The organism is Kineobactrum sediminis (genome assembly GCF_002868715.1).
In the GTDB taxonomy this organism is placed as follows: domain Bacteria; phylum Pseudomonadota; class Gammaproteobacteria; order Pseudomonadales; family Halieaceae; genus Kineobactrum; species Kineobactrum sediminis.
In genome coordinates this window covers 141,549-153,822 of sequence record NZ_PKLZ01000011.1, presented here as the reverse complement: position 1 = coordinate 153,822, position 12,274 = coordinate 141,549, and the positions used below count along the sequence as shown (strand labels likewise).

15 protein-coding genes, 1 other RNA gene and 1 pseudogene are annotated in these 12,274 nt (G+C 53.6%); 6 read left to right on the top strand and 11 right to left on the bottom strand.

The genetic code is table 11. The features are described 5' to 3' along the window. Window position 1 precedes the first annotated feature (1 nt). The 5 genes and pseudogenes from CWI75_RS14750 to CWI75_RS14735 form a co-directional block, all read right to left on the bottom strand. Window positions 2–682 (bottom strand): RloB family protein, encoded by a 681-nt coding sequence (locus CWI75_RS14750; RefSeq protein ID WP_101522280.1) that lies wholly within the window; start codon window positions 680–682, stop codon window positions 2–4. Then, window positions 683–1,981 carry an AAA family ATPase gene (locus tag CWI75_RS14745; RefSeq protein WP_101522279.1) on the bottom strand — a complete coding sequence of 433 codons (1,299 nt, stop codon included), beginning with the start codon at window positions 1,979–1,981 and terminating at the stop codon, window positions 683–685. A gap of 84 nt (window positions 1,982–2,065) precedes the next feature. Then, window positions 2,066–2,941 carry a tyrosine-type recombinase/integrase gene (locus CWI75_RS14740; protein WP_241521244.1) on the bottom strand — a complete coding sequence of 292 codons (876 nt, stop codon included), beginning with the start codon at window positions 2,939–2,941 and terminating at the stop codon, window positions 2,066–2,068. A 72-nt stretch (window positions 2,942–3,013) separates the two neighbouring features. Next, a pseudogene (locus tag CWI75_RS18945) lies at window positions 3,014–3,157 on the bottom strand (Arm DNA-binding domain-containing protein); the annotation flags it as partial. Then, entirely contained in the window at window positions 3,133–3,312 is a 180-nt protein-coding gene (locus CWI75_RS14735) for an excisionase (protein ID WP_101522277.1), read from the bottom strand. The pseudogene CWI75_RS18945 and the gene CWI75_RS14735, both read right to left, overlap by 25 nt. A gap of 129 nt (window positions 3,313–3,441) precedes the next feature. On the opposite strand from CWI75_RS14735, the gene CWI75_RS14730 reads away from it, so the two are divergent. Then, the gene (locus tag CWI75_RS14730) at window positions 3,442–4,464 is read left to right on the top strand and encodes a hypothetical protein (protein ID WP_101522276.1); all 1,023 of its coding nucleotides are present in this window, start codon (window positions 3,442–3,444) and stop codon (window positions 4,462–4,464) included. 39 nt (window positions 4,465–4,503) lie between these two features. Here the strand turns inward: CWI75_RS14730 and CWI75_RS14725 are convergent, their stop codons facing one another. The 4 genes from CWI75_RS14725 to ssrA form a co-directional block, all read right to left on the bottom strand. Then, window positions 4,504–4,797, bottom strand: coding sequence for a hypothetical protein (locus CWI75_RS14725; protein ID WP_101522275.1), 294 nt, complete (start codon window positions 4,795–4,797; stop codon window positions 4,504–4,506). 1 nt (window position 4,798) lies between these two features. Beyond that, window positions 4,799–5,050 carry a hypothetical protein gene (locus CWI75_RS14720; RefSeq protein ID WP_101522274.1) on the bottom strand — a complete coding sequence of 84 codons (252 nt, stop codon included), beginning with the start codon at window positions 5,048–5,050 and terminating at the stop codon, window positions 4,799–4,801. Beyond that, window positions 5,019–6,782 (bottom strand): replication endonuclease, encoded by a 1,764-nt coding sequence (locus tag CWI75_RS14715; protein WP_101522273.1) that lies wholly within the window; start codon window positions 6,780–6,782, stop codon window positions 5,019–5,021. Before CWI75_RS14715 ends, CWI75_RS14720 begins: the two co-directional genes overlap by 32 nt. A 53-nt stretch (window positions 6,783–6,835) precedes the next feature. Continuing rightward, window positions 6,836–7,226, bottom strand: a transfer-messenger RNA (tmRNA) gene (ssrA, locus tag CWI75_RS14710). Between the two features lie 114 nt (window positions 7,227–7,340). On the opposite strand from ssrA, the gene CWI75_RS14705 reads away from it, so the two are divergent. Then, window positions 7,341–8,405, top strand: coding sequence for an Ldh family oxidoreductase (locus CWI75_RS14705; protein ID WP_101522272.1), 1,065 nt, complete (start codon window positions 7,341–7,343; stop codon window positions 8,403–8,405). Between the two features lie 5 nt (window positions 8,406–8,410). Next, entirely contained in the window at window positions 8,411–9,163 is a 753-nt protein-coding gene (locus tag CWI75_RS14700; protein ID WP_101522294.1) for a sulfite exporter TauE/SafE family protein, read from the top strand. Between the two features lie 16 nt (window positions 9,164–9,179). On the opposite strand, the gene smpB is transcribed toward CWI75_RS14700, so the two are convergent. After that, on the bottom strand, window positions 9,180–9,662 hold the full coding sequence (smpB, locus tag CWI75_RS14695; RefSeq protein ID WP_101522293.1) for an SsrA-binding protein SmpB: 483 nt from the start codon (window positions 9,660–9,662) through the stop codon (window positions 9,180–9,182). Between the two features lie 109 nt (window positions 9,663–9,771). Here smpB and CWI75_RS14690 point away from each other — a divergent pair, with 109 nt between their 5' ends. Genes CWI75_RS14690 through CWI75_RS14680 form a run of 3 tightly spaced genes read left to right on the top strand, consistent with a single transcriptional unit; the run spans window position 9,772 to window position 11,896 of the window. Further along, entirely contained in the window at window positions 9,772–11,136 is a 1,365-nt protein-coding gene (locus tag CWI75_RS14690) for a sodium-dependent transporter (protein ID WP_101522271.1), read from the top strand. 23 nt (window positions 11,137–11,159) lie between these two features. Continuing rightward, window positions 11,160–11,591: a type II toxin-antitoxin system RatA family toxin gene (locus tag CWI75_RS14685; RefSeq protein ID WP_101522270.1), complete on the top strand. Its 432-nt coding sequence runs from the start codon at window positions 11,160–11,162 to the stop codon at window positions 11,589–11,591. Between the two features lie 5 nt (window positions 11,592–11,596). Further along, window positions 11,597–11,896, top strand: coding sequence for an RnfH family protein (locus CWI75_RS14680; RefSeq protein ID WP_101522269.1), 300 nt, complete (start codon window positions 11,597–11,599; stop codon window positions 11,894–11,896). Between the two features lie 25 nt (window positions 11,897–11,921). On the opposite strand, the gene CWI75_RS14675 is transcribed toward CWI75_RS14680, so the two are convergent. Then, window positions 11,922–12,263: an outer membrane protein assembly factor BamE gene (locus CWI75_RS14675; protein ID WP_101522268.1), complete on the bottom strand. Its 342-nt coding sequence runs from the start codon at window positions 12,261–12,263 to the stop codon at window positions 11,922–11,924. Between the last annotated feature and the right edge of the window lie 11 nt (window positions 12,264–12,274).

The window sequence follows — 12,274 nt, the reverse complement described above, 5'->3', positions numbered from 1 at the left end:
ATTATGGGCTTCTTTGAAGTGTCCGTAAAAGCGGGGTAGAACCCTTTGCTGCGATTTTATGTACGAGCGTATGCACTGTAGTACATGGATTTCCATACGGGCTCCCAGCGTTTACGTGCATACTCAGCAGCTCATCGGCTCTGTCGATGGCCTCTCGATAGTTATCTTTCGTGCGTCCTTCGACAAAGTGGGGATTGAGGTCATGGTCGTACCCCACCATTTCGGTCTTTAATATTCTCTGAAGCTCGAATCGTGTTGTCGGAGCTGCATGGGCCCGAAGCAATAAAAGACCCCACAGTTCGAAACAAGGATTCGATCGGGCAACGTGTATTCCTGCCCCCTCGGCGGACATTATAGCTGCGTCGTAATGCATGTGCTCATCCTTGTCAAAAACAGCCCATACCTGAAATCTCTTACTGAATGAGTCTCTATTTCTTTTGGACAATGTGTCTAGTTCCGCCTTTTTCTCAATCGCATTTTTTACTAAATGTTGCGGATCGCCTTGTCCTCCTCTGATGATCAGTGTAACCAATGATGCTTCCACCTCTTTCTGGAATTTTTCAAAATAATCAACCTCGGTTTTTGAGCCTTCAGAAAAAATATATATCTCATACTTTGGTGTGCGTTCGGGTGGGCGTCTTCGAAGACTTTTGGACTTGGGTACTTTCCTCTTAGGCGCCATCTACACTTCCCTGGTTAATGAAGTTAATTCGCCAATAATTGGTAATCCACCGAACCGGCCGCCCAAGTAGCCTCTCTCCATATTGTCAGTTTTTTGAAGGCGGAAAGACGAAAGAGGGTATAAAACTGACGCACCCTCTTTAGACTTTTCACAGAACCAAACCTGGTCTCTATCTAGAATCTTGCTCCCTAGTATGTGAGTTTCATGCGTGCTGAATAGTAACTGTGCACCGACGGAGTTTACGGTTTCATCTTGGAAAAGCTTGACGATTTCGGTCGTCATCAAGGCATGTAAGCTATCCTCAATTTCATCGATTACCAGTGTGCCGCCTTTTTCGAGTATGATCAAAACCGGCGTTAAAATAGATATAAGTGCGCGAGTTCCCAAGCTTTCTTCAGTGAAGGAGAACGGTATGTCGTCTCCATTTGAGCTGCGATGGAAAGTTTGAATACCTTTTTTCTTTTCAGGAAATTCAAAACGTACGTCTGGGTCGTCTTTAGATATTTCTGAGAATGAGCCTGAAAGAGCTTTGAGTATTTTTTTGGAATCACTATCGAGCTCTTCCTCAAAGACCTGAATGCGATGTATTCCAGTATCTAGCTTTGAAAGAAATCCCGAAACCTTAGTTTCTAGCTTTGATTGCTCTATATGAGTGGCATCAAAAGCCTCTATGTCCTGGTACCCGAATCGGAAACTAAAGTTGCTTTTGAAGTATTCATGGATTTGCCCTAGTTCCGCATGGTTTGCGGTTGCGGCAGTGGTCAAAAATAAAGACGTGGCCTTTGTTAGCTCGCTTATAATTTTATTTCGACCTTTGAGCTGGCGACCGAAGTGATACGGTTCCTCTTCAGCATCGTTTCTGTGAAACAAAACGGCGCGAGTTTTTTTCTTTCCGTACTTCCATTTATAGAGCCACTCTTGTTCGATCCTTTTTCGGCCAGCCTCAATGCCATAGGTGTAGTGTGTGTCATTCGCTACAAAGTCGAGTTCGAACATCGTTGGTGTGAATTCTGCATCTGGTTCTAATTTGAACCACTGTTCGCCCAGAGTAAATTTCTTTGATCTGCTGCCATTAATAATTTCTTTTACAAATAACATTAGGCCTTTCAGAACATTACTCTTGCCGGATGCGTTGGCTCCATAAATGGCCGCTACAGGTAGCACGCCTACCTCATTGGTACGACTTTGTAACGGGTAGATGGGCTTGCTACAGGAGCGATTGCCTCGAGCAGGTACGAAGGTAAGCTCGGATTCTTCAAGGAAGGACTTATAGTTAGCCAGCCTAAATCGCATCAACATTGTGGTTTCCTTACGCTATAAACGCAATATACAATTAATAAAACACTAAACGAGGGTTGCAGTGTAGGTTTTGTGTGCTACAAGTCAAGGTTTTTGGCTTCTGGGTATCCATCTTCCGTATATTTTTCGGATCATCCCCCAGTCAGAGTGTCCCAGTTGCATGGCAACCCATAATGGATTTTTTCCCGAAGAGAGCATTTGAGATGCATAAGTATGGCGCATTTGGTAGGGTTCTCTGTATGTGACTCCAGCTCGCTTCAACGCCGGAATCCATACTCTTTTCCTTAGTGGCTGATCTGACGCCCATCCGACTCCCGACTTTGGATCAATAAACAAATTATCTGAGTAATTAACAGGGTTGCGCATAGACAGAAGTAGGTGCTGTGATCTTTCGCATAGTTCTACCTGCCTCCTTCCTGCAGAGGTCTTTGGTTCTTTCAGTCTTCCGCGCACTTTAGCTTTCGTGACATTGATTCTTTGATTTGGGAAGTCCACGTCATCCCAGGTCAGTGCTATCAGTTCAGAGGTTCTTAAACCTGTAAAAAAACAGAGTTCGATAACATCGCGTTCCTGGCCGCTGAGTTGCGTCAAAATTGCCGCGATCTCATCGGTAGAGAATGGTTTGGCTTCACGAGTCTTGATCTTAAGGTTTTTAATTCGTGCCATTATGTTGTCATTTATATGACCGTCTAGGAATGCTTCTTTAAAAATCATTCGTAGTGGCGTAAGTGCGTTGTTGATACGTTTTGCTGAAACAGTTTGTGAATCAATCCAGTCTTGAATATGACGCCTCTCTAATTGGCTCATTTTTAGGTGTCCAAAGTTAGGTATCAAATGGGTTTTTATTAGGGATATGTAATCTCGCGTCGTGCTGTGAGCCCAGGACCTTTGGTTGCTTTTGATCCACAGCCAAAGAGCATCTTCGATATGTTGAATTTTTCCTAACGGCTCAAACTTCATGGCGTTTCTGCCGTTGGGAAAGTGTTCAAGATACTTGAATCTACCCAAATCGATATCCCTAAGAACGGCGCATCGTACTTGCCAAGCTAATTTTAGGTCAGCCTTTGTAGGCGATCTTCCGCAACGAATGAGTTCTCTATATCTATGGTTTTTAGAGGTAAATGAAACCTGAATTGCATTTCCTCGAATAGTTACACCGGGATACTCTCGACCCATTTTTCTATCTCCTCAATATTTATCAACACTCGCCCGTCAGGCGCTTTCCGAAAATGAACCTTATATTTCCAAACTCCTTTTTTGATCTTTGATCTCACTGCTTCAGCCGAGTAGCCGGAAAGCTCTGAGAACCGACGAATTGTCACCCATTTCATGTGGTCTCCTTTGGTCATAATAGATTTGGCGTATATGCGACTCTCGAGTAATCTCCGGAACTAGAACAGAGTAATTACCGGGTAGATACCGGGTATAAACGGTCAAATCAGGCCATGGAAGGGTATTAAGTGATCGAAAACGACAGTTCGAGTCTAGATGCGGACGATATTCTTCGGACCGCAGAAGCCACCCTGGAACACTTGGAGACGACCAGCATCGGTCAGAATAAGAGCGTGGAGCTCCTCCGGGAGCTTTACCAGAAGACCAGGAGTTTTCTCGAACAGGAGGTAAATATTAAGGAGGTTGTCTTCACCGCTCAGGAAATGGCGGATTGGGTGACCCCCCAAGGGGACTCTGAATCATCTTCTAAATTTGTACGACGACACCTGGGAAGTTACGAGGAGTTTGTTGCCCAAAATCGCGATGAACTAGACGACGTTCTTAAAGGCGCAGGGTGCCCGGGTAGATTGACGGTCGCGAAGCGGCAATCCAGAGGCGCCCATAAGACCTTTTACTATCTATCGCTCGACGCTTGGGACAGCGATGAAAATTTGCCGGATGACATTGGCTCCGTAATTCGTTACCGCGTAATCAAATTCAAGAGGCCGTTGCCTTGGGCTAGAATGTTTCTTACTGTCGACTTGCAGGGGCCAAATCTATGGCTATTTCCGCTTCTTATGTTGATAGCTGGAGCCCTGGGTCTTGGGGGCCTAGTATGGGCGATTGTGTTTGACTCAGCTTTAATGGTCGCCATTACCGCTGGACTGCTTGTAGGGTGGTGGAGCATTGTAAGGTCCATTTGGCACGTGCTGGGGAATGGTATCGCAACTGCACCTGCCTGGTTGTATGGTCTATCAACACAAACAGCACAATTCGAAATACACGAGACAGCCAAAACCCGACCGGATGGCCGTCCGCTCAGGCAGTTCCGGTTAGTTGTATATGAAAGCCAATGCTCAGTGTGTGCTGCGAATGTCTGGGTCTTTCCCGGAAAAGGGAAATATCGGGGTAGACAGGTGGGGCGGTGCAGTCGCGCTAGCGCGGAGCATGTTTACTCGTTCGACCATATCACCAAGGTCGGTGTGCCCTTAAGCGAAACCGCGCAATATCATGATATTGCGCGGCGGGGAGTTAGCCCCAACCAGGTCTGAGACCGGCTAGAGGCATTCTTCAGTTGTTAAATAGCAAGCTCAGGCGGGACGCCAGAACTGTTCGTTGTAGTTCGAAACTTCAACGTAGCGACCCAATGGGTCGCCGGACGAAAGCGAACAGAGGCTTCCCAGAAACACCAGCTTTCCCCCTGATTTGCCGAGCATCAGAGAGGGGTGCGCTGACTGCCACATTCTGGCTTTCCCGTCCTGGAAGAAAAAGCCGAAATCTATTGCCTCGACGAGATAATGTCTCGGGCGCTCGTTCGTAAACTTAAATCCGAAGCAATAGCCGTTTTGGGCGTACAGTTCGGGCAGAGTGAAGCAATCGGTCATCTCAGGTATCGATCACAGCATATTTTTGCTGAAATTCTGCCTTTCCGATCTGCTCGATTGATTCCATGAACTTGATGAGGATTTCGACTTCATCGTTTAGCGTTATAACGCCCGCGACAAAGCCAATCTTCGCGATTTCGGGTGGTTTGCCCAGGAATTCTTTCCGTACCACATGGCAGTTAAATAGCTCTGTGGCCTCCTCAATAGTGAAATTCAGGCTACTAACCCTCGGCTCTATTAGGTGTAATTCCATGGTGTGCCCCCTGTTCGGTAGTGATACCGGGTTCCATTGACTGCCCCGTACAGTTATTTACACAAGTCCGAGAGGGTAGGTTGGCCTGCGGCCAACTTACCCTTCCGGCTTGTGTGGTATTTACATGTGTTGGCGATAAAGTAGGGACGCGTACCCATCTCTGAAGGCGGGTAACAAGACACACGCTGCCCCGCCTTACGCCAATAATCTTGGGTTTCTGTGGCGCCCCGTAGCGATCAGCCTCACTCTTGGCGGGCTCTCTGGCGATTCTGATGCGGCAAGCGGCAGCACCTGCCTCGCCCCCGCGCATCACCAGGCAAAAAGCGGCCCAATCCCCGGCGTCCGCATGGCGTCTGGCGGACTCTATTTCCGGGTCCTCACAATGGTCAATTCGGCGTAACTCTCGCCACACGGTGACACTGGGGCCACCAATTTGTTGAAACTGACGAATTCCCCAGTTACTTGCCCAGGCTTCGATCTTCCTTGCCGCCGTGATGGCATCCGAGCCATAGAGATCAGTCTCGAGGTGGGCACCATCTATGTTTTTGGCAACATATTTTGCGATGTATCCAGCAGCAGACCCCTTGTCTCGGTCGATAGGAACCGCTTTAAATCGGTGTTTTCGTGCCCCGCGCTCTTCCGGTTTATCCAAAAGGGCGTAGTGGCGCATGATCTTCCGGCAAGTCGTGACATGCTCGGGAGGCATAAACAGCAATAGGTGCCAGTGTGGTGTGCCATCGTGATGGGGTTCCACGACTCTGAAGCCATAAGGCTGAATTCCGCGCCGATGCAAGGCGGAGCGGATCAGTCGCCAAGTCGCGTTTAGATAATTTTGAATGTCAGCGGGGGTATGGCCTTGAAAATTGGGATTACGCTGGCCCGATTTGCGGTAAGCGTGCATATAGCCAGGTGCAGAAATGGTGTAGAACTCTGCGTCGTCGCCAAGATCCTCTGCCAGCAGCTCGAAACCCTTGATCCTGGTCATTAACTCGGCCCGACGTACTGCCGGATTGGCTATCGAGTGCTCGTAGACCTCAAGCAGATTTAGTTCATCTCCATCGCCATTGCGTAGCGTGGTCTTACTGAGGTAGTCCCGTGTGGCGGCTTTTTGCATTTGACGCTGGTAGTCGGCCTCGGTACTGGCATAGCAAGAGCGGCCCTGGCGAACCTCGCCGAGGTCTCGGCGAACGCCCTCTACCGTGCATTTTTGCAGTCGTTTGACTTGGCGTAACCACCAGTCCTGATCACATAACCTGGCTAGTGATGGTTCAATGCCCTGCTTGATAGAAGGGGGCTCGAGACGATAAGACTTGGCTAGCTTCGCTGCGCGCTGGTGGGCAGCTTCCGCTGGGAGCTTGCATGCGTAGCGGTAACAGCGCTGAGATTGGTGGCTGGCGAACGCTTTAAGGTCTGTGTGATCCGCGGTCAGCTTCAGGTCCCGCACGCTGAGGCGGGCATCGAGATCGAGTAACCGCCGGTTTGCAGCGACATAATCGCGTTCTTTCGCAATCCGCAGATAGTCGCGGCTCAGTGCCCAGGCGAGGTCACTATGTCGCTGAAACAGCCGGTTGCGAAAGGTATGGCACTGAGCGGTGCCAAGACTGCGGAGCTTGTCGTTAGGGGCGAAGCGAGGCGGGCTCGTGCCCGTCTCGTGCCAAACTGGAGCCCCAGCAGGCCCTACTGAGCCCCAATCAGGGGGTACAGATAACCCGGGGTTATTAACCCTAAGCATCTGATTTTGGTGGGAATTGGTGGGTCTCCGTGGGTCTGGAGAACCCGGGGATTTGGTGGAGGCGGCGGGAATTGAACCCGCGTCCGTCAGTACTCTGCCTTCGGCTCTACATGCTTAGTTTCCGTTAATTGATTTAGCCGCACACAGCCCAACGGGCAGGACGTGATTGGCGATCCCTGTAAGTTTTAACAGCGCGGCCCAGGGCGAGCGTTGCTTGCGATCCAGTTCTGTATGACAGTCAGTAGCGCGGTACTGGCACCTTGCTAAAGACCGCTAGGGCCGAAGCCACTAGTTGGTGTTAAACGGACTGCTTACGCAGCCAGTTGTGCACCGTAGTTGTCGTCGTTGGCAACTAATAGTTTGCAGCTTTGGATTAACGTGATTGGCTACCATCACGGCATGCACCTCAGGGTTCGCTACCGGCGTCGAATCCGAATCGCCCCCAGATGTGGTTCAAGTGTAACTCACTTGCGGAAGATTAGACTGATCTTTTTCCGAAAGTTCACTTTCAGGGCCTGTTATCATCCGATTTCATTTTTCAGACAGGGGGCACTGCAGATGTCTATTCGCTACTCGCATGATGAGCTCAATCGCTTTGTGGTCAACCTTTTCCAGGCGGCGGGCCTTGCCCAGGAGCGCGCGGAGGTGCTGTCGCGGGTGTTTCTGGAGGCCGACCTGTTGGGCTATACCACCCACGGCACGAATCGGGTGGCCAGTAACCTGGGTTGGCTGCTGGATGGCCCGAGCCGCCTGGAGGGCGAGCCGGAGGTGCTGGCGGACCGGGGCGCGGTATTCAACTGGGATGCGGGATTTTTGCCGGGGCCCTGGGTAGTGAGCCAGGCCCTGGAGACCGCGCTGCAGCGGGTGCCCGAGCACGGCGTGGTCACGGCGACCATTCGCCGTAGCCAGCATATTGCCTGCCTTGCGGCTTATTGCCCGCCGATAATTAACGCAGGCTATATGGTGTTGATGACCTGCTCCACCCCCGCGGAGCATACGGTGAGTGCCTTTGGTGGCAGTGACCCGCTGTTTTCCGCAAATCCGCTGGCAATGGCGGCTCCGGGCGACGAATACCCACTGTTGTTTGATATTTCCATGTCGGTAACCGCTGGAGGTTATGTCGCCCGGGCACAGCGGGAGGGTACGCGTATGGCAGAGCCCTGCCTCAAGGATGCGCAGGGTAATGTGACCGATGACCCGGCCGCGCTGGCAGGGCCACCGCCGGGCAGTATTATGCCGATCGGTGGTGTGGATCACGGCTATAAGGGCGCGGCGCTGTCCATAGCGACCGAGGTGCTGAGCATGGCCCTGGGTGGCTATGGTCGCGCGGATGAACAGTCCGCTGGCGACGGCGAGGCCAATTCCGTGTTTCTGCAGGTCATTGATCCCGCGGCGTTTGGTTCGCTGGCGGCGTTCAAGCGCCAATTGGCGGCCCTGCAGTCGATGGTGACGGGTAGCGCGGTTGCGGTGGGAGAGCCCGCCCCCCGATTCCCCGGCCAACGTGCCTGGCAGCACCGCACAGAACAGCTGGAACAGGGTATTGCCTTGTACCCCAACATTCTGGAGGACCTGGCGCCCTGGGCCCGGCGCTTGTCTGTTGAGCTGCCTGTGCCCCTGGCGTGAATGGTTTGCCGGATGCTGTTGCCCAGATTGGTCTGTGGCCATTGGTATCCGTTGCCGGGATCGTGGTGTTTGCGGCGGTGCTGCGGGCCTTTACCGGTTTTGGGTTTGGCCTGGCGGCAGTGCCGGTCTTTTCCCTGGTAATGCCCCCTCCGGAAGCGGTGGTGCTGAGCACCGGCCTGACCCTTGCGGTGAGCCTGATTACCCTTCGCAGCTATTGGGGCCAGGCCCCACTGCGTCCGATGCTGCCGCTGTTTCCCGCCGCCGCGCTGGGTACGGTAGTGGGGGTGGGGCTGCTAACCCGGGTATCCGTTGAACAGTTTCAGCTGTGGATAGGTATCTCGGTGATTTTTGCCTGTATCGTGCTGACTTTCTATCGGCCGGCCCCCCGCGTACCCAGGCAATCTGTCACAGTCGCCACCGGATTGGCAGCCGGGTTGCTGAACGGAGCCTTCGCTATCCCCGGGCCACCGGTGGTTATCTATGCCATGGCCACCGAGCGCGAGCCCTACCGTGCCCGCGCCCTGTTGATCACGTTTTTCCTGTTCTCTTCAGTAGTGGCGCTTATATCTTTTAGTGTTGCGGGGTTTGTAAGTGCCCGCTCACCATGGCTGTTCATGCTGGCCCTGCCATCCATGCTCATAGGCGACAAGATAGGTTACCTGCTTTTTCGCCGCTATGGCGGCACCCTGTATCGCCGGGTAGCGCTGTTGGTGTTGCTGGCGGTGGGAGCGGCCACAATAGCCCGGGCGCTGTGGTGAAACGCAGCCAATCCGGTTACTGCTTGACGTTCTCACGGATAACGCGCTGCTTCTGGCGTTGCCAGTCACGGTCTTTTTCGGTGTCGCGCTTGTCGTGGTCTTTCTTACCTTCCGCCACTGCAATGCGCGCCTTGACCAGATGGCCCTTCCAGTAAAGTTGGGTGCAGACGCAGGTGAGCCCCTTTTGGCCGGTAGCCTCCAGAATCTTCGCCAGCTCCTTGCGGTGTAGCAGCAGTTTACGGGTGCGGATTGAGTCAGTAACGTAATGCGTGGAAACGGTATCCAGGGGCATGATCTGGGCGCCAAGCAACCAGGCTTCACCGTCCTTTACCAACACGTAGGAGTCAGTGAGCTGGGCTTTGCCCATGCGCAGGCTCTTTACCTCCCAGCCCTCGAGGACAACGCCGGCCTCAAAGCTTTCCAGCAGGCGAAAATCAAAGGTTGCCCGTTTGTTGCGGGCAATGACGTTGTCGTTCTGTTTCGGTTTTTTCTTGCTCATGCGCGGCATTATACGGATAAGCCGGGCCGGGCGGGAACGTGAATCTTGCTCTTTTCAACAGAGACCGCCTCGGGCACTCTAAGCCCATGAATAAACGACGGTTTCAAGCATGACCCAGGGGCTCCTGAACCCTCTCGGCGAGTGGCGCTCGCGGATGACCTTTATGCTGGCCCTGACCTCCGCAACCGTGGGAATGGGCAGTGTCTGGCGCTTTTCCTACCTGAGCGGAGAATACGGCGGCGCGCCCTTTGTGGTGGCGTATGTTGCCTGGTTGTTGCTACTGGCGGTGCCATTACTGATCGCCGAACTGGTGCTCGGCGCCCAGGGTAGGGGCAGCGTGGTGGAATCGGTTGGTCATGCGGCAGAGCGCTCACAACGCTCGTCCTTCTGGGTGCTGATGCCCTGGCTCGCCTGTGTCGCGGGGGTCATGCTGCTGGCCCTGTATACCGTGGTTGCAGGCTGGGCGCTTGTCTATGCCCGGGATATGTATACCGGCGTATTCAGCGCGGCCAGTGTGGTTAACGTCGGCCAGTACTTTAATGACCTGCTCCGGGTGGGCAGCCGCATGTTGTGGTGGCAAAGCCTGTTCCTGGGCATGGTAATGCTGGTGGTGGTTGCCGGGGTGCGCAGGGGGCTGGGGCTGTTTGCCTGGGTGTTGGTGCCGACCCTGCTGGCCAGTTTGGTGCTGCTGGTTCAGTACAGCATGGCGCACGGTGACATATTGGCGGCCGGGAAGTTTTTGTTTGCTGTGCAGCCTCTGGATTTTAACCGCGAAGCCGTGCTGGTTGCGCTGGGTCAGGCCTTCTTTACGCTTGGCATTGGTGTTGGCACCGGTATCAGTTTCGGCAGCTATGCACCGGTGCGGATCCCTATCGGCCGTTCCGTCCTGGCGGTGGCACTGTTTGACACGCTGGTGGCCGTCACCATGGGGCTGGTCATTTTCCCGCTGGTATTCGCGCATAATCTGCTGCCTTCCATGGGGCCGGGTCTGATGTTCATCAGCCTGCCCTATGCATTTGGAAATCTTGTCCAGGGCGAGCTGTTCGGGGCACTGTTTTTCCTGCTGGTGGCACTGGTGGCGCTGGGTGCCTGTGTAGCCATTCTCGAGCCCATAGTGGGTGCGCTCAAGCGCCAGTTCAGCTTGCGCAGGTTAACCGCGGTGGTGGTGGCCGGGTCCGTTATCTGGTTGCTGGCTTATGCTGCCCTTTCTACGCTTGATGCAGGTGCCGAACATCAGGGAGTCGATCTCTTCCGCCTGATGGATCGCCTGGTTGGCGTGGTAATATTGCCACTGGTAGCATTGGCAACCGCAGTACTGGTGGGCTGGAAGATCCACAAGCCACTGCTTAGAGCGCAGCTGTACCGTGAAACTCCGCTGTTTTTTTCGCTTTGGCACTTCCTGTTGCGCTATATTGCGCCGCCGGCAATTGCATTGGTGCTGCTCGGCGGGCTGCTGTCCTACGGGCAGCTCTAATCCAGGCTTGTTAGTGAAGAGTTATGACCGTTATTGATCGCCACGCCCTGTTGCCCTACGGCAATCAGCACCTGTTTGACCTGGTGAATGACATCGAGGCCTATCCGCTCTATATGGAAGGCTGTGTTGGTGCGCAGGTGTTAAGGCGGGAAGCGGATTTAATTGATGCGCGGCTGGATCTCGCACGTGCCGGTATCAGCCAGAGTTTTAGTACCCGCAACCGGCTGGTGGCGCCCGAGCTTATCACCCTGGAGCTGTTGGACGGTCCTTTTGACTATTTCCAGGGGCGCTGGGAGTTCCAGGGGCTTGCGGAAAATGCCTGCAAGCTGAGCCTGTACCTGGAGTTCGGCACCCGTAACGTGCTGTTGGGTGCCGCGGCAGGCCACCTGTTCGACAGGGTAACCAATAATCTGGTCGATGCCGTGGGCAAGCGCGCCAGACAGGTCTATGGGTGAACGCCATGAATGAGCCGCAAACCATTAACGTTGAAGTCGCCTACGCGCTGCCTCACAAGCAAGCCATTATTCCCCTGCAGGTGCCAGCCGGCACCACGGCTCTCGAGGCGGCGGAGCTGTCCTGCATCAGCGAGCGTTTTGAGGGGCTGGTGCTGGAGGACGCTCGCCTGGGAATTTTCAGTAAGCCGGTGGCGCCTGAGCAGGTATTGAAAGACGGTGACCGGGTGGAAATATATCGGCCCCTGATCGCCGATCCCAAAGAAGTTCGCAAGGCACGCGCTGCCAGAGTCAAGGCACAGCAGTAGGCCCCGGACGACTGGCCGCGATGAGTTACTCGGTCTTGTCCGCCCAGGCAGGAAGGGGCTCGCCGGTAACATTGGCCAACCTGGCGTCCTCAAAATGCATGGTGACGCTGGCTTCCCTGATTACGGTGTCGCCGTTGCGAATAACATAGGGGTAATCCCAGCGGGACTTGTTAAAGCTGTCCTCCACCAGGGGGGTACCCATGATAAACCTCACCTGGCGCTGGTTCATGCCGGGTTCAAGCTGGTCGACCATGTCCTGGGTGACAATGTTCCCCTGCTCAATGTCAATACGATACACGCCGGGGAACCCCAGGTTGCCGCAGGCGGTGAGAAAGACCATCACTCCCGCAAGAATAAAGCTGCGCATTGGGTTAAACT

Coding starts and splice junctions, on each gene's coding strand:
- CWI75_RS14750 (WP_101522280.1), bottom strand. CDS start 682: ATGGCGCCTAAGAGGAAAGTACCCAAGTCCAAAAGTCTTCGAAGACGC.
- CWI75_RS14745 (WP_101522279.1), bottom strand. CDS start 1,981: ATGTTGATGCGATTTAGGCTGGCTAACTATAAGTCCTTCCTTGAAGAA.
- CWI75_RS14740 (WP_241521244.1), bottom strand. CDS start 2,941: ATGAAGTTTGAGCCGTTAGGAAAAATTCAACATATCGAAGATGCTCTT.
- CWI75_RS14735 (WP_101522277.1), bottom strand. CDS start 3,312: ATGAAATGGGTGACAATTCGTCGGTTCTCAGAGCTTTCCGGCTACTCG.
- CWI75_RS14725 (WP_101522275.1), bottom strand. CDS start 4,797: ATGACCGATTGCTTCACTCTGCCCGAACTGTACGCCCAAAACGGCTAT.
- CWI75_RS14720 (WP_101522274.1), bottom strand. CDS start 5,050: ATGGAATTACACCTAATAGAGCCGAGGGTTAGTAGCCTGAATTTCACT.
- CWI75_RS14715 (WP_101522273.1), bottom strand. CDS start 6,782: ATGCTTAGGGTTAATAACCCCGGGTTATCTGTACCCCCTGATTGGGGC.
- CWI75_RS14705 (WP_101522272.1), top strand. CDS start 7,341: ATGTCTATTCGCTACTCGCATGATGAGCTCAATCGCTTTGTGGTCAAC.
- smpB (WP_101522293.1), bottom strand. CDS start 9,662: ATGAGCAAGAAAAAACCGAAACAGAACGACAACGTCATTGCCCGCAAC.
- CWI75_RS14690 (WP_101522271.1), top strand. CDS start 9,772: ATGACCCAGGGGCTCCTGAACCCTCTCGGCGAGTGGCGCTCGCGGATG.
- CWI75_RS14685 (WP_101522270.1), top strand. CDS start 11,160: ATGACCGTTATTGATCGCCACGCCCTGTTGCCCTACGGCAATCAGCAC.
- CWI75_RS14680 (WP_101522269.1), top strand. CDS start 11,597: ATGAATGAGCCGCAAACCATTAACGTTGAAGTCGCCTACGCGCTGCCT.
- CWI75_RS14675 (WP_101522268.1), bottom strand. CDS start 12,263: ATGCGCAGCTTTATTCTTGCGGGAGTGATGGTCTTTCTCACCGCCTGC.